Origin of the sequence: Celerinatantimonas yamalensis, from assembly GCF_046054155.1 — a bacterium.
Lineage (GTDB): Bacteria > Pseudomonadota > Gammaproteobacteria > Enterobacterales > Celerinatantimonadaceae > Celerinatantimonas > Celerinatantimonas yamalensis.
This window is the reverse complement of sequence record NZ_JBEQCT010000007.1, coordinates 106,830-124,838: the sequence shown is the minus strand read 5'-3', so window position 1 is coordinate 124,838 and position 18,009 is coordinate 106,830. Positions and strand designations below refer to the sequence as shown.

The 18,009-nt window shown below is 47.1% G+C and carries 10 protein-coding genes and 2 pseudogenes; 7 read left to right on the top strand and 5 right to left on the bottom strand.

The window, feature by feature from the left end; genetic code table 11:
* Window positions 1–102: 102 nt before the first annotated feature.
* Window positions 103–309: pseudogene (gene tnpA / locus ABUE30_RS14165) on the top strand (IS66 family insertion sequence element accessory protein TnpA); the annotation flags it as partial.
* Here tnpA and ABUE30_RS14160 read toward each other — a convergent pair.
* Both ABUE30_RS14160 and gorA read right to left on the bottom strand, forming a co-directional pair.
* A pseudogene (locus ABUE30_RS14160) lies at window positions 240–563 on the bottom strand (site-specific integrase); the annotation flags it as partial. The pseudogenes tnpA and ABUE30_RS14160 overlap by 70 nt on opposite strands.
* Window positions 564–651: 88 nt before the next feature.
* Window positions 652–2,010, bottom strand: a complete 1,359-nt coding sequence (gene gorA / locus ABUE30_RS14155) for a glutathione-disulfide reductase (protein ID WP_408624479.1) — start codon at window positions 2,008–2,010, stop codon at window positions 652–654.
* A gap of 204 nt (window positions 2,011–2,214) precedes the next feature.
* Here gorA and prlC point away from each other — a divergent pair, with 204 nt between their 5' ends.
* The 3 genes from prlC (at window position 2,215) to ABUE30_RS14140 (ending at window position 6,949) form a co-directional block, all read left to right on the top strand.
* A complete protein-coding gene (prlC, locus tag ABUE30_RS14150; RefSeq protein ID WP_408624478.1) occupies window positions 2,215–4,251 on the top strand; it encodes an oligopeptidase A in 2,037 nt (678 codons plus the stop codon).
* Window positions 4,252–4,764: 513 nt separating this feature from the next.
* A complete protein-coding gene (locus ABUE30_RS14145; protein ID WP_408624594.1) occupies window positions 4,765–6,003 on the top strand; it encodes a maltoporin in 1,239 nt (412 codons plus the stop codon).
* Between the two features lie 112 nt (window positions 6,004–6,115).
* Window positions 6,116–6,949, top strand: a complete 834-nt coding sequence (locus ABUE30_RS14140; RefSeq protein ID WP_408624477.1) for a MalM family protein — start codon at window positions 6,116–6,118, stop codon at window positions 6,947–6,949.
* Window positions 6,950–6,984: 35 nt separating this feature from the next.
* On the opposite strand, the gene malK is transcribed toward ABUE30_RS14140, so the two are convergent.
* Window positions 6,985–8,100: a maltose/maltodextrin ABC transporter ATP-binding protein MalK gene (malK, locus tag ABUE30_RS14135; RefSeq protein ID WP_408624476.1), complete on the bottom strand. Its 1,116-nt coding sequence runs from the start codon at window positions 8,098–8,100 to the stop codon at window positions 6,985–6,987.
* A 1,468-nt stretch (window positions 8,101–9,568) separates the two neighbouring features.
* Between malK and malE the strand changes: the two genes are divergently transcribed.
* Genes malE through malG form a run of 3 tightly spaced genes read left to right on the top strand, consistent with a single transcriptional unit; the run spans window position 9,569 to window position 13,285 of the window.
* Complete coding sequence (gene malE / locus ABUE30_RS14130) at window positions 9,569–10,765, top strand: maltose/maltodextrin ABC transporter substrate-binding protein MalE (RefSeq protein WP_408624475.1); 1,197 nt, start codon at window positions 9,569–9,571, stop codon at window positions 10,763–10,765.
* A gap of 55 nt (window positions 10,766–10,820) precedes the next feature.
* On the top strand, window positions 10,821–12,380 hold the full coding sequence (gene malF / locus ABUE30_RS14125; protein WP_408624474.1) for a maltose ABC transporter permease MalF: 1,560 nt from the start codon (window positions 10,821–10,823) through the stop codon (window positions 12,378–12,380).
* A 14-nt stretch (window positions 12,381–12,394) separates the two neighbouring features.
* Complete coding sequence (gene malG / locus ABUE30_RS14120) at window positions 12,395–13,285, top strand: maltose ABC transporter permease MalG (RefSeq protein ID WP_408624472.1); 891 nt, start codon at window positions 12,395–12,397, stop codon at window positions 13,283–13,285.
* 181 nt (window positions 13,286–13,466) lie between these two features.
* On the opposite strand, the gene malQ is transcribed toward malG, so the two are convergent.
* Both malQ and glgP read right to left on the bottom strand, forming a co-directional pair.
* On the bottom strand, window positions 13,467–15,509 hold the full coding sequence (gene malQ, locus ABUE30_RS14115) for a 4-alpha-glucanotransferase (RefSeq protein WP_408624471.1): 2,043 nt from the start codon (window positions 15,507–15,509) through the stop codon (window positions 13,467–13,469).
* Between the two features lie 19 nt (window positions 15,510–15,528).
* Window positions 15,529–17,916 carry a glycogen/starch/alpha-glucan family phosphorylase gene (gene glgP / locus ABUE30_RS14110; RefSeq protein WP_408624469.1) on the bottom strand — a complete coding sequence of 796 codons (2,388 nt, stop codon included), beginning with the start codon at window positions 17,914–17,916 and terminating at the stop codon, window positions 15,529–15,531.
* Between the last annotated feature and the right edge of the window lie 93 nt (window positions 17,917–18,009).

Sequence of the window (18,009 nt, the reverse complement as noted above, 5' to 3'; positions counted from 1 at the left end):
TGTCGTTGTAACCATCCCCTAAAATAGGTGTATCCCCCTGTGTCAGGATAGTTGTCGCCTCATTTGTTATTATAAATAGACAGGGGACGGTAAGTAAAACCAGTGGATTACCAAAGACATTCAAGTGCCTTTAAAGAAGCCATCTTACAGAAGCTCTACCAAAGCCGGTTGTCGAGACGTGAGTTTGCCGAACAAGAAGGCATTAAGCTCTCCACCCTGTATAGTTGGCAAAAGCAATTCAACACATCAGGATTTAGCGAGTCAAAAGTGAGTTCATCAGATAAATGGTCAAATGAAGAAAAGTTTGCTGGAAAATTATCCCAGGAATAATTATTGGTTTCTAAGAACTGCCAATATCTCTTAAGGGCGCGAACACTTGCTGTTATATCGACTGCTTTTCGAATATTCACCAAGTAATTGAACCAGAGGTTCACCGGGAGCAGGTATTCGTTGTCTTTAGAGTAAAAGGTAGGAAATCCACTTAATTGAATGGATGTCGATTTACTTGAAGGCGGATAGATTCGGGGAACATCAAAATTTTTAGAATTTACAACAGTAACCATACCAGCCTCCAATGTATTTGACATACATAGAGGCTAGTAGGTTTTCCAGAGTTTACAAATCTACAGGGTGGGTTTTCCAGACGCCGATCTACATAGTCACAAACTCTTCAGCGCTGGTGGGGTGAATGGCGACGCAGCTGTCAAAGTCTGCTTTGGTAGCGCCCATTTTCATGGCAACGCCAAAGCCTTGTAATATCTCATCCATCCCTAAACCGATGCCATGTAGGCCAACGACTTTTTCATCTTCACCGGCGCAGATAAGTTTCATCTTGGTGGCTTGGCGATGGGATGTCACTGCGGTGTACATCGCGGCAAAGCTTGAGGTGTACACTTTGATTTGATCATCGCCAAATTGAGCGCGCGCTTGCGGTTCGGTTAATCCGATTGTGCCAATGACAGGGTGGCTAAAGACCACCGAGGGTACGAGATCGTAATCCATCTTGGCAGTTGGTTTGTTGTTGAATAAACGCTCGCTTAGCAGTCGCCCAGCTTTTACAGCCACAGGGGTCAGCTCAATTTTACCAATCACGTCCCCAAGGGCGTAAATGTTTTCAACATTGGTGGTTGAGTATTCATTTACATGAATATAACCGCTGTCATCGGCGGCCACACCAGCGGCGGCTAAGTTGAGCTGGTCGGTGTTGGGTTCACGGCCAATTGCCCAGATCACGCAGTCTACTTCGAGGCTATTGCCATTCTCAAAGGTTAGTTGCAAGCTACCATCAGTTTGTTTTTTTAGCTGTTTCGGTGTGCTGTGGGTGTGCAGGGTTGGGCCCTCTTCGGCCATAATTTCAACTAATGTTTCATGCAACATCGGGTCAAAGTCACGCAGCGGGGCATGTTTGCGCACGGCAAGATGGGTTTTGCTGCCCAGCGCGTGCAACACCCCAGCCAGCTCGACGGCAATATAGCCGGCGCCAACGACCGCGACCCGTTTGGGCTGCTCATTGAGGGCAAAAAAGCCATCGGAGGTGATGCCAAGCTCAACCCCTGGAATATTGGGGAGCGTTGGCCGCCCGCCGGTGGCGATCAAAATGTGTTTGGCGCGATACAGTGTGCCATCTACATCAACGGTGTTAGCATCGATAAATTTGGCAAAGCCATTGATGCGGGTGACGCCATTATTGTCAAAGCCGCGTTGATAGGAGCTGTGAATACGCTCGATATAGGCTTGCCGGTTTTTGACTAAATGGGCCCAGTCAAAGTGGTTAAGCGTGGCATCAAAACCGTAATCTGGGGAGTATTTCTCAATCGCTTCGGCAATTTGCGCGCCAAACCACATGACTTTTTTGGGCACACAACCCACATTGACGCAAGTCCCGCCGACTTCATTTGCTTCGATTAGTCCAACTTTTTGACCGTACATCGCCGCGCGATTGGCTGATGCAATCCCGCCGCTGCCTGCGCCAATACATAAATAGTCAAATTCATTGATAGACTGCGTCATGCGTCTTTCTCCCAGTTAAATAGTGCCATGAAATAACATCGAGTATAACGATAACTCACTCATTGGTCATATGGTTATCGACGAATCGAACTATCGGTTTTATCTATCGATAGGATTGGTGCGGGTTTGGTTGATTTCATCACAAATTATCCCCATATTAGACAGACATGCATTATTTGTTACTGAATTTAACAAGGAGTTGGTATGGCCAATCCGCTATTAGACGCCGAAGGTTTACCGCTATTTTCGCAGATTTTACCTGAACATATTTTACCTGCGGTGGAGCAGTGTATTGCCGACTATCGCCAAACCGTTGAACAAGTGGTCGCGCAAGATCATTACAGCTGGGATAATTTTATTGAGCCCCTTGTTGAAGTCTCAGACCGGCTGAACCGAGTGTGGTCGCCGGTGGGCCATTTAAACTCTGTGATGAATAGCGAAACGCTGCGCGAAGCGTATGAAAGCTGCTTGCCGCTGTTGTCTGAGCTGAGCACTGAATTAGGCCAGCACCCAGGGCTGTTTAACGCTTATCAACAGCTCAAAGCCAGCGATGAGTTCGCAAGCTTTAGCAAAGCGCAGCAAAAAACCATCACCGATGAGCTGCGTGACTTTGAGCTTTCTGGTATTGGCTTACCTGCCGAAAAACAAAAACGCTTTGGTGAGATTAGCCAGCGTTTATCTGAGCTCTCTTCAACCTTTTCTAACCATGTGCTTGATGCCACACATGCTTGGCACAAGCATGTGACCGACAAAAATGAGCTGGTCGGATTACCTGAATCAGCGATTGAAGCGGCCGCCGTTGCCGCTAAAGCGAAAGAACTCGATGGGTATGTATTAACACTCGATATTCCAAGTTATCTGCCGGTGATGAGCTATGCTGATAACCGCGAACTGCGTGAAGAGATGTATCGCGCCTTTACCACTCGCGCCTCGGAACTAGGGCCTAATGCGGGCGAATTTGATAACACTGATATTATTAAAGAAACGCTGCAACTGCGCCATGAGTTGGCCCAATTGCTCGGCTTTGAGCACTATGGCGCATTGTCGTTGGCCACCAAAATGGCTCAGACACCGGAACAGGTGATTGGCTTTTTAGATGATTTGGCTAAACGCTCGAAAGCGCAAGGTGAAGAAGAACTGGCTGAACTGCAAGCTTTTGCGCGCGAACAATGTGGCGTTGAGCAGTTGCAAGCATGGGATAACGGCTACTATAGCGAAAAACTCAAGCAGCATAAATATTCAATTTCGGACGAGCAATTACGCCCGTATTTTCCTGAAGATAAGGTGCTAAGTGGGTTGTTTGAAGTGGTGCATCGCTTATATGGCATTCGCGTTCAACCTGTTGAAGGGGTCGATGTGTGGCACCCTGAAGTACGCTATTTTGAGATCTATGATCAGCACAATGAGCTACGTGCTTCGTTTTATCTTGATTTGTATGCACGCGAGCACAAGCGAGGTGGGGCGTGGATGGATGAATGCCAAGTTCGGCGCATCAAAGCGGATGGTTCACGGCAATTGCCAGTGGCTTATCTGACTTGTAATTTCAATCGCCCGACAGGTAATAAACCCGCGTTATTTACCCATGATGAAGTGCTCACCTTATTCCATGAGTTCGGTCATGGTTTGCACCATATGCTGACCCAAATTGATGTCGCAGCAGTGTCTGGGATCAATGGCGTAGCGTGGGATGCGGTCGAACTGCCGAGCCAATTTATGGAAAACTGGTGCTGGCAAAGTGATGCGTTAAGCTTTATCTCTGGGCACTATCAAACCGGTGAACCACTGCCTCAAGAGCTACTTGATAAATTGCTTGCTGCGCGGGATTATCACTCAGCGATGGGAATGCTCCGCCAGATTGAGTTCTCTCTATTTGACTTTAAACTGCATTCACAAGATCCAGCAAATATTTCGGTACAGCAAGTCTTAGATGGCGTTCGTGATGACGTCGCCGTGCTTAAAGTCCCTGAATTTAACCGCTTTCAAAATGGTTTTGGCCATATTTTTGCGGGTGGCTACGCCGCAGGTTATTACAGCTATAAATGGGCTGAAGTGCTCTCAGCCGATGCATTTTCATTGTTTGAAGAAAATGGTATCTTTGATGAGCAAACCGGTCAGTCGTTCTTGCACAACATCCTTGAAAAAGGAGGATCGCAAGAGCCGATGGAACTATTTACCGCGTTCCGTGGCCGTGAGCCCAACGTTGATGCCTTATTGCGCCATAGTGGTATTCGCGCCGCATAAGTGCTTTGTTCGTTGTTAAGTAACGCCGCAGTATCGATGTGCTGCGGCGTTACTTGTTTTAGCGTCTAGGGTTTGTACCTATCAGCCTTACCCTATGAATGCTTAACTTCCTCTCATCCTCTCCCTTACGCCTTCTCCTGACAAACTGTGATGCACTTGGAAAAAGTGCTCAGTTTGCGATCTCAGTGATGCCTTTTCGCACTGAATGTTTGAGTGCTATCACACTTTTTGTGCCTCCTCTGTGTGAACTAAGTGATTCTATGGGTGTCGTTCCACCTATTCACTCAGCCGTAAATAATCTCCAAGTCGGATGATTTGTTCTTTGTTGTTCTCATTGATAATCGCTTTCTAGGGAGTTTTATCCCGAAGCCAAATCGGGCGCCGTTGCGACTGACTGAACATCTCTCAAATGTTAGTTGTGAGCGCATTAGATCATTAAATCAGCACTTATCTACATGGATGAGGCGGTAAAGGAGAGCATCGATGGATGGAATCAGAAAAGGGAGAACATCAATGATAGGCTTTCAAAAACTATCACTGTCAGTAGCACTGGCGCTTGGGATCACGTCGCTACCAGCGATGGCGGTCGACTTTCATGGGTATGCTCGTTCCGGCATTGGTTGGACGGGGAGTGGCGGGACACAGCAATGCTTTCAGGCAACGGGCGCTGATAGCAAATATCGTTTGGGTAATGAATGTGAAACCTACGCTGAACTGAGTTTAGGTCAGCAAGTTTGGAAAGACGGCGAGCAGAACTTTTATATCTCTTCTCGAGTGGCATATTCTGTTGATCAACAGAATGACTGGGAGTCCACCAGCCCTGCATTTCGGGAAATGTATGCGCAAGGCAATGGGTTATTTAGCTCGCTGCCTGGCGCTTCAATTTGGGCGGGTAAACGCTTTTATCAACGCCATGACGTCCATATGATCGACTTCTACTACTGGGATATTTCTGGGCCAGGTGTTGGGCTTGAAAATATCGATTTAGGTGTGGGTAAATTATCTGTTGCCGCAACGCGCGATACCGAGGCAGGTGGTGCGACCAGTTTTGGTAGCGATAAAAATGTTTACAACGACAACTTCGATGTACGTCTTGCCGATATCTCGGTCAATCAGGGCGGTAAGTTAGAATTGGGCTTAGACTATGGTAAAGCGCATATCAAAAGTGATGCCAAGTTTAAAACCAACGCTTCAAAAAGTGGGTATATGCTCACAATGGAGCACACGCAAAGTGTGCTCAGTGGTTTTAACAAATTGGTGGTCCAATATGCGACTGACTCAATGACCGCAGGCAATGGGCATAGCTATGGTGGCTCAACGAGTAATGATGGGTCGATGGTGCGAATACTCGACCACGGTGCCATTTCTATCAATCCGAAGTGGGATATGATGTATGTGGCAATGTATCAGAAAAAAAACCTCGACAGCAATGAGGGAACAACTTGGTACACCATGGGGATCCGACCCATGTACAAATGGACCAAAACGATGAGCTCATTATTAGAGCTCGGTTATGACAACGTCAAGGCGCAGCATGTGAGCGAACGCAATAGTCAGTATAAAGTGACGCTCGCGCAACAGTGGCAAGCGGGTGATAGTATCTGGTCACGTCCGGCGATTCGCTTATTTGTCACCTATGCCAAATGGGATGAAAACTGGGGCAATGTCAGTGATGTCCAAACGGCTGGGGCGAGTACACGAGGCGATAATAGCGAAGTCAGCTTTGGCGCGCAAATGGAAGCCTGGTGGTAAACCGAGTAGGCGTTTACATATAACTTAACAGCAAAATAGGTACGAGCTTTCGTACCTATTTTGCCATTAGGGCTTAAGCCGATTAAGCTCTGTTTGCTTGAGTGAGGTTAACATGTGGTTATCAAACTATCTCAAAATACTAGTGGTGATATTGGTCTGTGGGCTAAGTGGTGTTGTGCAGGCTGAACCATTGGTCGGTTTAAAAGCGTCGGCCGGTGAATGGGCAAATACGGATTTTTCTAAATTAGCTTGGCAACCGATTCAACTCCCCTTTAAACAACCGTTAAATTTTCAATCTCCTACGATTGATTTGGCCGCGCAAGTCGCTGGGCAAATCGCGACGATTGCAGTGCCCGCTGATCAAGGCAATCTCTCGATTAAAGTTTCAAGTGCACTCGATGATCATCATCTCTACGCGATGAATGTATTGGTGCTCAATCAGCAAAAAGTCCCTGAGCGCTATTATCCATTTCGCTTGTTTCATTATAAAAAGGCGGTATTTTTAAAAGAAGATCGTGTGGAAGGCGAGTTTAATTTAGCCCCCTCACCAGGACAAAAATTTATCTATTTGTTGGTATTCACCACCCGTCATGATCTGAAAGGCCAAACCGTGTTGACCGATCCGGCCAAGGTGTTTGCAGCCGGAACCAATAGCGTGCAGCCCAACATCCCTGATCCGGTCGCCTCGCATGGTCCATCTGGTTTGGTGACAATTTCGATCACGAGTCATCAAAATAATGTGATCGGCAACCAGCCAGTGAGTGCGGCCTTGCCCACCAAAGTGTCAAGCCAAACGCAGCAATATTTTGATCATGCGGTAGCCAAAGCCGTGGCAAAAGGGAATATCAATCAAGCACTTGATCTAATTAACGAGGCGGAACGCTTAGGTATTCACTCGAGTCGGAAAATTTTTATCAAAGCACTCAAAGCCGAGCAATCTCAATAAAGGGTCCCTGAGGCAGGGGTGCCTCAGGAGAATGATTAATGCGATAGGCCACTCTCTTTGAATAGTCGCTGACAGGCTTGACCATCTTGATGGAATAGATGACAGCGATGCGGGACTAATCCAACAGAGAATTGTTGGCCTTTCTGCACATCGACCACGTCATTTTCTCGGTAAACGACATAGGCATTAAGCTGCGGAACTTGAATATGGATTTGAGTTTCAGCGCCTAATTGCTCCACCACCTGAATTTCACCATCAAGGGTGATATCTGCGCGCTGGCTGGGAATAAAATGTTCGGGACGAATCCCTAGGGTCATCTTCTCTCCAATCGTCACACTTGAAGCATCCATTGGTAACCAAATATGACGCTGATTAGGAAGCGTCACTTGAATTTGTTCTAAAGCGGTGTTGAGCACTGTAACCGGAATAAAATTCATTTTTGGTGAACCGATAAAGCCCGCGACAAATCGATTCGCTGGATAGTGATACAATTCCAACGGTTTACCGACTTGGGAAATTCCACCTTGATCGAGCACCACAATTTTATCAGCCAGTGTCATCGCTTCAATTTGATCGTGGGTGACATAGATCATGGTACGCTGTAAGCGACTATGAAGCCTTGAGATCTCAATACGCATTTGTACCCGCAGCGCTGCATCTAAATTCGATAACGGCTCATCGAGTAAGAAAACTTGTGGCTCAGCCACCAACGTGCGACCAATTGCAACGCGCTGGCGCTGGCCACCTGATAGCGCTTTAGGGCGTCGTTCCAGCAAGTGAGCCAGTTGCAGTGTTTCGGCTACGCGATTCACTCTACTGGTGATATCTGCTTTATTGACCCCAGCCAGTTTGAGCCCAAACGACATATTGCCAGCCACATTGAGATGGGGATATAGCGCGTACGATTGAAACACCATCCCGACGCCGCGCTGCGCGGGAGGAATGTCATTCACTTTTTTTCCGTCAATGAATAATTCGCCCGAGGTGATGGTTTCAAGGCCAGCAATCATCCGTAGTAAGGTCGATTTACCACAGCCTGAAGGCCCAACGAACACGACAAATTCACCGTCGTTAATTTCAAGATTGATATCTTTAGAAATCACCGCATCACCGAAAGCTTTGGTGATATGTTGCAACACAACATCGGCCATGCTGATACTCCTTTATTTTCATCTAGTTATCCAGTCAGCGCGGCTTAGAGTGCGACGTCGACTTTCCATAGCGTCAGTATGCGCTGTGGTGTTCGAGTTGAAATCATCCACTGTCACAGAAGTTAAAGGATGAAAGGCAAGGAGGAGTGAGAAATCGATACTGCCGCGTGATGGATAAGCGCTATTTAGCGCACTGAAAAAAAACCGATAAATTCTTCAACCCTACCCTGTGAACAAGTCAGATCATTTCATTCATAGCTTAAGCTAAGCGTAGTTGTTGTTCTGGTATTTGGAAGCCAGAGGCCTTACGTACTTTTTTCTAACCTAATACACAATTTAAATTACAGGCTCCGTGTTACAACTAGCTTCTTGATTTTGCAACTCGCTCGAGTCGTTCTTTATTTGATTCAGATTGCATCGTTTGTTTTTATTATTCTGATGACTGGCTTTGGCCACAGCTCATGCAACGTTAATTTTTTTTGCTTCCAATTGATGTGATGATCACATGAGCTGTTTCAGCTTATTGCTCTGATGTGGCGCGCTACTTTGACACTGCTTCAGCCTGTTTATGTTTCTCATCGCTTCGGTTGGCTGCTTTTAACTTAAACAACTCATGCGCTTTTTCTGGTCACCTATTTAAGGCGTTTCGTTGGTTACGGGGCTTGTAACTTTGTCATGGGTGCGGCAATAAAATCTTTTTTATCGCCCGAGTATGGAGTGGGCTATTTTTCTCAAGCGCTTATTGCATCTATTACTTTCACTTCGATGATAATGAGCCCATACTCATCAATGCATGAATGAACAATGTTGACACATTGATGATTCGTGGCGGCCCTTAGGTTGGCGAAAACCGACTTTAGGTTTATACAATGACAATAGGTGATATCTATCATGAGTAAGGGTCAAGATACAAAACGCGATTCTAAGAAAAAACCACTGATGACGGCCAAAGAAAAGAAAGCCGCCAAAACTGCTAAAAAAGTTGAACCTACTTTTTTAAGTCATTAATTCTGAAAAAAGCCACCTGCACTCGGTGGCTTTGCACTTGTTTATATATCCCTTGCCGACAGGCCTTTAGCATCAACCCACAGGTTAAATCTAATCTATAATCTCATGAACTAGTTCGTGCCAGTGCGACTTAGCCTGCTAAGTTGTTGGGCTTGAGTATACCCGTTCTTTAAGTCTTAAATATGTATCTTCCCTGTAGGCGTTGTTGCTCTGTGTTCTTGAATGGCATAGCCGCTCCCTTGTTTCAGCTTGTTTCTTCATTAGTGCAAGTCCTGTGGGAATAAACTTCAAATTTCATAACTTAGATCACACTCATATCCGTTGAGGAGGACTATCGAGGATGATGAATAATGCTTCCCATCTGAGCACACTATCAGGGTGAGTCGATGGACTGGGTTCCAAACCTGTGTGGGCAGCAATATCGATGCGTAACACAGCTAATTAAGTGGGGATGGATAAAATGTTACTACCTAAAAATTTCAGTAAATCATTACTGGTGGCCTCTGTTTTGGCCGCATCGTTATGTTCTATGGGCGTTCAGGCCAAGATCAAAGAGGGACAGCTTGTTATCTGGATTAATGGCGATAAGGGCTATAACGGCTTAGCCGAAGTGGGGAAAAACTTTGAACATGATACTGGGATCCCGGTGCGTGTTGAGCATCCCGATAAGCTAGAAGAAAAATTCTCTCAGCTTGCGGCTGATGGGGATGGACCAGATATCATTTTTTGGGCGCATGATCGCTTTGGCGGCTGGGCGCAGTCTGGATTACTAGCAAGTATTCATCCCAGTCAAGAGCTCAAAAATAAACTCTATGATTTTACGTGGAAAGCGGTGACTTACAAAGGCCAAATCGTCGGTTATCCAGTTGCGATTGAAGCGTTGTCACTGATCTACAATAAGGACATTTTACCCAAGCCTCCAACAACTTGGGAAGCGATCCCAGCGCTTGATAAAAAACTTAAAAAAGAAGGTAAATCGGCCATCATGTGGAATTTGAAAGAACCCTATTTCACTTGGCCTATCATTGCTGCTGATGGTGGCTACGCCTTTAAATATCAAGATGGGAAATATGATATTAAAAATGTCGGTGTCAATAATGCAGGTTCGATCAAAGGGCTGCAATTTATTGTCGATATGGTCAAAAATAAAGAAATTAGTGCCGATACCGATTACTCCATTGCTGAATCAGCCTTTATTAAAGGTAAAGCGGCGATGACCATTAATGGACCTTGGTCGTGGGCCAACTTAGATAAAGCGAAGATGAATTATGGGGTGACGCTGCTGCCGACATTTCATGGTCAGCCTTCAAAAGCGTTTGTTGGTATCTTAAGTGCGGGGATTAGCTCAGCGAGCCCGAATAAAGATCTTGCCAAAGAGTTCATTGAACATTATCTGCTGACAGACAAAGGTTTGGCGACGGTCAATGCGGATAAACCGCTAGGCGCAGTGGCCTTGAAGTCATATCAAGATATTCTAGCGAAAGACCCACGCATTGATGCCACTATGAAAAATGCCAAAGATGGTGAAATTATGCCAAATATTCCTCAGATGAGTGCGTTTTGGTACGCCGAGCGCAATGCCATTAATAATGCACTCAGTGGCCGACAGAGCGTTAAAGAGGCACTCGACGCTGCGGCGAAGCGTATTGTGCATTAGTTCCGGTTTCCAGCCGAATGACAGTTCGGCTGGATTATTTCTCTGAGGTATTTTCATGGATAGTGTTAACCGTTCGCCTGCAGCGCGTTTTTTTAACTCATTCTGGCTAAAATGGAGCCTTTTGGGTGTCGCCGTTCTGATCACGGGTTATCTATCAGTGTTGATGTATGCCAATGGCGAATACACCTTTGCCATTTTAGCGCTCGTCATCATTGGCACGGGGATCTATATATTTGCCAACTCAAAAACCTATGCGTGGCGCTATGTGTATCCTGGATTGGCTGGGATTGGATTATTTATTCTGTTTCCTTTGATTTATACCATTGGTATTGGCTTTACCAATTATAGTAATACCAATCAGTTAACCTTTGAGCGGGCTCAAGAGGTACTGCTTGATCGAACCTATATCACTGGGCAGAGTTATTCATTTGAACTCTATGCACAGCAACATCAATGGATCATCGCATTATCTGGCGCTGAGTCGCAGAAAGTCTGGGTATCACAACCCTTTGATCTCGAGCATCCCAGCCACGTAATTGCGCTACATGTTGCCAATGCGTTGCCCAAGCAGCCCGCGGTATCATTTCGCATGATCATTCAAAACCGCAACCGTATCGGGGCACTTAAAGTGCGCTTACCCCACGGTGAGCAGTTAATGATGAGTTCATTACGTCGGTTTTCCGCTGTGCAGCCCTTGTATAAACAAGTAGGTAAGGCTCAGATGCTGGTGAATCAAAAAACCAGCGCCAGCTATTTGCCTAACTATAAAACAGGTTTCTATCAGCAAATCTTAGCCGATGGGCATTGGGGCAAAGAGGTTTTGTCCCCAGGGTTTTCGGTGAATATCGGTTGGGCGAATTTTACCCGTATTGTTACGGATCGCGGCATTCGAATGCCTTTTATCGATATTTTTATCTGGACAATTATCTTTGCGACGCTGACTGTCGTGTTCACCGTTATTATTGGGATGGTGTTAGCGTGTCTGGTGCAATGGGAAGCACTTAAAGGTAAAGCCTCTTATCGAGTGCTATTGATTTTACCTTATGCGGTTCCTGCGTTTATTTCTATTTTGATATTTAAGGGGTTGTTTAACCAAAGTTTTGGTGAAATAAATTTGCTACTGAGCCAAGTTTTTGGGCTAAGGCCTGAGTGGTTTAGTAACCCTCATCTAGCTAAAGCAATGGTGTTAATTGTCAATACATGGCTGGGCTACCCTTATATGATGATCCTCTGTATGGGGTTGTTAAAAGCGATCCCTGATGATCTTTATGAGGCGGCTGCTATGGATGGGGCTGGGCCGATGCAAAACTTTTTTAAAATTACCGTGCCCTTGTTATTAAAACCTTTAACGCCACTGCTGATTGCAAGTTTTGCCTTTAACTTTAACAACTTTGTGTTGATCCAACTATTAACCAACGGTGGCCCAGATCGCTTAGGGACTACCACGCCAGCCGGCTATACCGATCTGTTGGTGAGTTATACCTATCGCATCGCCTTTGAAGGCAGTGGCGGGCAAAACTTTGGTTTGGCGGCGGCAATATCAACATTGATCTTTGTGCTGGTGGGCGCTCTTGCCATCATTAATTTAAAAGCGTCTAAACTTCAACTCGATTAACCAGGGGGATTCTGATGGCAATTGTTCAACCCAAATCACAGCGGGTCAGGCTGTTTTTCACCCATGCATCATTGATCGGTTTTATTGCACTGATTATGTTTCCGCTCTTTATGGTGATCACGATTTCGCTGCGCTCTGGCAACTTCGCCACCGGCAGTTTAATTCCCGAGCATATTTCCTGGGAGCATTGGCAATTAGCGTTGGGTTTCAGTGTCCATCATGCCGATGGGCGGGTGACACTGCCGCCGTTTCCAGTTCTTTTGTGGCTGTGGAATTCGATCAAGATCGCGACCTTAACTGCAATCGGTATTGTGGTGTTGTCGACAACGTGTGCATATGCGTTTGCACGGATGAAATTTCGGGGGCGCAGCGCCCTTTTAAAAGGGATGCTGATCTTTCAGATGTTTCCTTCGGTATTGTCACTGGTGGCGTTATACGCACTGTTTAATCGGCTGGGGCATTACATTCCATGGATGGGCTTAAACACCCATGGCGGGGTTATTTTTGCCTATTTAGGTGGGATTGCACTGCACGTTTGGACGATTAAAGGTTACTTTGAAACAATCGATGGGTCGCTGGAAGAAGCCGCTGCCATTGATGGGGCTAGCCCGTGGCAGGCGTTCTATTTGGTCTTATTGCCGCTGAGTGTGCCGATCCTCGCCGTGGTGTTTATTCTGTCATTTATTGCGGCCATTACCGAAGTGCCGGTTGCTTCGTTGCTACTGCAAGATGTACATAGCTATACCTTGGCGGTGGGGATGCAGCAATATTTGTATCCGCAAAACTATCTATGGGGTGATTTTGCCGCGGCAGCGGTGCTCTCTGCGGTGCCCATCACGGTGGTATTTTTGCTGGCGCAGCGTTGGCTCGTCAATGGATTAACAGCCGGCAGTGTGAAAGGCTAGTACGGCAAAATTCTAGTACATGCTTATCATATCGCCCCGCACTCATGTTGAGTGCGGGGCGAGTGTATGACTGGAATGGGGGTTCAGAGCGGAAGAGAGCGCCACACCATGGACAACTTGGTCCACTCTTCGCACCAATCAACCACTCGCAGCTACCGCCTAAAGTGGTTGTATTGGCTGATTAAGCGTGTGGATGTCGCAGCGTTTGTACGTGCGCTAATAACCACTGAATGTTGGTGTCAGCAAAAATCTGCTCGGTGGTTCGGCTGAGTTTTCGCCGCCAGTTTGGGTATTCACGATCGGTACCGGGGATATTGACTGGCTCTAACATCTCTAGCCAATCTTCCGGTTGTAATCCTAATAACATCGCGCGGCTCTGGCTTAGAAAAATATGAACAGCTTGGTTGAGGGTTAACTGCGCTAGCTGGGCTTTAGGTATGACTTCGGCCAGCGCTTTGGTTAGCTGCTGAGCGGCTTGTGAGCGTTGTTCATGGAGATGTGCCAGGAGAGTCTTATTGGGGTAGAGCCCCAATTGTGCCCCAAGATGCAAGTCATGATGGCGCAGATACCCGAGCAAGGTGGGCAAATCGTGCGTGGTCAGTGTGGCCATCGCCTGATGAGCATAGTGTTGCGGTAGGGTAAAACGCTGCTGAGCATCTTTTTCAAAATAGAGCACTTTATATGAAAGTATCCCTGCATCATGAAGTTTTTCAATGATCGCATCGGGAACCGTACCCAGATCTTCACCGATCACCAAACATTGATGACGCTGGCTTTCCAATGCCAAAATGGCGAGTAGATCATCGAGCGGGTAGTGCACATAGGCACCTTTAGCCGCGCTTTGTCCGCGCGGTATCCACCATAAACGTAGCAATCCCATCACATGATCAATGCGAAGTGCTCCGCAGCCGCGCATATTTGCCTCGATCATCTCAATAAATGGTTGATAAGCGTGATCAATAAGCGTTGTGGGGGGCTGCGCGGGCAGCGCCCAATTTTGCCCTAATGGACCAAGGATATCAGGGGGAGCTCCAACGCTTGCATCGAGCGAGAATAGCTCACGCTGCGACCAAGCTTGCGCCCCATCGGCGGCTACACCGACCGCAACATCTCGGTATAAGCCAATCGGCATATTGAGCTGCGTACTGCGTTTTGCAGCGGCTTGTAGCTGCTGATCAGCGAGCCATTGTAACCAACAATAAAATTGCACCCAGCGCGGATGACGCTTCGCAAAATGTTGCACGGTATCGCTCTCGGGGTGCTGATAGGCTTGCGGCCAATATTGCCAGCCACCGCTGCATTGATTGTGGCGGCGAAAATAACGATGCAGCGTATCAAAACAGCCTTGCCAGAACAATGGTTTACCATGTTGGCGAGTAAAACTTTCGAATTCGAGCCGATAAGGATCATTTGCGTCTCGTCGACAAAAGTGGCGATAGGCCAAATGCAGTCCAACTAATTTGAGCTGGGTTACTTGGGTATAATCGACGATATCACGCTCGCGCAGAGCTTGCAGTCGCTGCTGTATGGGTAGACTTTGATACCAGCGCTGGGCTGATCGAGACTGAGTAAAATCATCTAAGGTTGCGACGCTGATATAGATGATATTGAGCCAGCGGCGTGATGATGGGCTGTATGGGCTGGCCCGCTCAGGTTCGCCAGGGTAGAGCGCATGAATAGGATTAAGTCCAACAAATGCGGCGCCATGCGCATGGCAGTGTTCTAGCCAGTGCTGCAAATCGACAAAGTCGCCAATGCCCCAGTTGTCGTTTGAGCGCAAGGTATAAAGCTGAATACAGCTTCCCCACCAGCGCTGTTTTTTAAGCGCACTCGGTTGATAACAACGTGTTGGCGCATGAATAATCTGGATGTGGTGGGTCTGCTCTGCATCTTTGATGGTGAGTCGATGATAGCCTAACGGCGCATCTGCCGGTAATTGCCAGTACGTTTGCAGCAAGGGAATCACACCGCTGCAGACGTCACCTTGCTCGTAGTTTAATTGCCAGTGGCAGGGGGGTGAGAGATCAGTCGGAAGCGTGAATGACCTCTTGGCGCTTAACACCTGAACCTGCGACGAAGCCGTTTGCGGCGCAGGCAATAATGCGCGCACGGCGTCAAGCGTCTGGGCATCGATCGTGACAAGCTCTTTGCTTGCATCCACATAGTTCACATATAACCCCTGTTCAATACGTTCTTGATGCAGGGGGGAATGAGTTTTGCTCATGTTTAGCCTCAATGTTTGCCTACACTCGGGGACGATTCCAAATGCGCTGTTGATATTCGCCAATACAACGGTCGGCACTAAATATGCCACAGCGAGCGGTATTGAGAATCGTTGATCGCAGCCAAGCTGGCGAGTTTTGATAGTGCGCTTCAACGCGCAGCTGGGCGTCGATGTAACTTTGAAAATCGGCTAAAACCAGATAAGGGTCACCACCGCGGGTAAGACTTTCAACGAGCGGGGTGAACGCTTCGCGGTTGCCATGGCTAAATGAACCATCGCTCAGGTAACTGAGCAGTTGGCCTAACAGTGGCTGTTGGCTAATCACGGTTTCAGGTTGGTAACCACATTGTAACAGTGCGCGAATAGATTCAACTCGGTGGCCAAAAATAAAGATATGTTCATCACCAACCTGCTCAGCAATTTCAATATTGGCGCCATCCCAAGTGCCGATGGTGAGCGCCCCATTGAGAGCTAACTTCATATTGCCCGTGCCAGAGGCTTCCTTGCCGGCCATCGAGATCTGCTCAGAGAGATCGGCGGCGGGAATGATTTGTTCTGCGAGCGAGACCCGATAGTCAGGTAAAAAGATGACTTTCAGTTGATCGCCGATTTCTGGGTCGTGATTAATCGTATCAGCAACGCAATTGATGGCATAGATGATATTTTTAGCCAAAGCATAACCAGGTGCGGCCTTCGCAGCAAAGATAACCACTCGCGGCTGTATTTGGGCGTGCGGGTTGGTTTTTAGCTGGTGGTAAAGATAGAGAATATGCAGCAGTTTTAGATGCTGACGTTTATATTCATGCAAGCGTTTGATCTGAACATCAAATAAAGCGTAAGGATGAATAACGATGCCGGTTAATTGCATGATGACATCGGCAAGCGCCTGTTTGTTAGCCTGTTTAATCTGCTGATAGCGCTGCTGAAATGCGGCGTCACTGGCGAGCGCTTCAAGCTGCTGCAACTGCGATAAATTGGTAAGCCAATCTTGCGTGATGGTTTGGCTAATCAGCGATGAAAGGGCGGGGTTACACTGGTGTAACCAACGTCTTGGGGTAATTCCGTTGGTAATATTGGTGAATTTGTTGGGCCACAAGCTGGCGTAATCGACAAACAGCTCTTCGATAAGTAATTTGGAGTGCAATTTGGCTACGCCGTTAACAGCAAAGCTGGCAATAACCGACAGATTTGCCATTCGTACCTGTCCTTTGGCACAGATAGCGAGTGTTTTTACCTTTTTGTGCCATTGCCTTGGCCAGTGCGCTTGTAAAAGTGGCAATAGCTCGGCATCAATGCACTTGATCAGCTGATAATGGCGCGGAAGTAACTGTTTGAATAAGGGCTCGCGCCAACATTCAAGAGCTTCGGGCATTAAGGTATGATTGGTATAGGCAAAGCAGTTTTGCGTCAGCGCCCATGCATCGCTCCAGCTCATCTGTTGCTCATCAATCAATTGGCGGAGCAGTTCAACAATGGCGATCGCTGGGTGAGTGTCATTGAGTTGGATCACTTCATCGCTGGCTAATGACTGAATATCCCGATTGGCCTGACGATGACGGCGCAAGATATCGGTGATCGCGCAGGCGCATTGAAAGTACTGCTGCATCAGTCGCAGCCGTTTGCCCGCAGCATGGTTGTCATTCGGGTAAAGTACTTTGGTAAGACGGGCCGCTTGGTTGTCTTGTTGCTGCGCTTTTAGATATTTACCTTGATTAAATAGCGCCAGATCAAAGGGATGTTCAGCTTCTGCATGCCATAACCGCAATGTCTGATATTGGGCGCTATGGTAGCCAATAACTGCCAAATCGGACGCTTTGCCTTGCACGCTGAAATCGCTCTGCCAAATGCTCTGGCCATTGTCTTCATGCACAACGCCGCCAAAGTGAACTTGCACGGAGTCAACACTGGATTGGATCAACCATGGATAGCTGTCTCGGTGCCAATCATCTGGTGCTTCATGTTGTTGGTGATCCTCAAACGATTGGCGAAACAATCCATATTGATAATTCAGCCCATAACCAGTCACGCTTTGGTTGACCGTCGCCATGGCATCGAGATAGCACGCCGCTAGGCGCCCTAAACCGCCATTTCCAAGAGCTGGATCGCGTTCTTGTTCTAGAATATCTGTCAGGTTGAGATGATCGTCAGCTAAACTATTTTTAACAGCATCAAACCAACCGAGATTTTGTAAATTGTTGAGCGTCAACCGTCCAAGTAAAAATTCCATTGATAGGTAGTTGACGTGACGTCCCTCGGTGGGCTTGGTGGGCAACTCGCGAAGCATATCTTGCAGTGCTAAGCCAAGGGCTTGCCAAGTGTGTGCCAAAGGGGTGGTGTTGCTAACACAGGTTTTTAGGTGATAGCTGAAAGATGCATGAAATTGATCGGGGTCGAACGAGTGGGTCATAGCTATATTCCTGTCAGTCGATAACACCGTTCGTCAAGTGACGGCAATGTTTGAATACTTGATAAGGTTTGAACGAAAAGAAAGTGACTAGGG

Excerpts from the sequence above, each read along its gene's own strand:
- malK (WP_408624476.1), bottom strand. The coding sequence starts at position 8,100 with ATGGCCGATGTTGTGTTGCAACATATCACCAAAGCTTTCGGTGATGCG.
- prlC (WP_408624478.1), top strand. The coding sequence starts at position 2,215 with ATGGCCAATCCGCTATTAGACGCCGAAGGTTTACCGCTATTTTCGCAG.
- malE (WP_408624475.1), top strand. The coding sequence starts at position 9,569 with ATGTTACTACCTAAAAATTTCAGTAAATCATTACTGGTGGCCTCTGTT.
- ABUE30_RS14140 (WP_408624477.1), top strand. The coding sequence starts at position 6,116 with ATGTGGTTATCAAACTATCTCAAAATACTAGTGGTGATATTGGTCTGT.
- malF (WP_408624474.1), top strand. The coding sequence starts at position 10,821 with ATGGATAGTGTTAACCGTTCGCCTGCAGCGCGTTTTTTTAACTCATTC.
- ABUE30_RS14145 (WP_408624594.1), top strand. The coding sequence starts at position 4,765 with ATGATAGGCTTTCAAAAACTATCACTGTCAGTAGCACTGGCGCTTGGG.
- gorA (WP_408624479.1), bottom strand. The coding sequence starts at position 2,010 with ATGACGCAGTCTATCAATGAATTTGACTATTTATGTATTGGCGCAGGC.
- malG (WP_408624472.1), top strand. The coding sequence starts at position 12,395 with ATGGCAATTGTTCAACCCAAATCACAGCGGGTCAGGCTGTTTTTCACC.
- glgP (WP_408624469.1), bottom strand. The coding sequence starts at position 17,916 with ATGACCCACTCGTTCGACCCCGATCAATTTCATGCATCTTTCAGCTAT.
- malQ (WP_408624471.1), bottom strand. The coding sequence starts at position 15,509 with ATGAGCAAAACTCATTCCCCCCTGCATCAAGAACGTATTGAACAGGGG.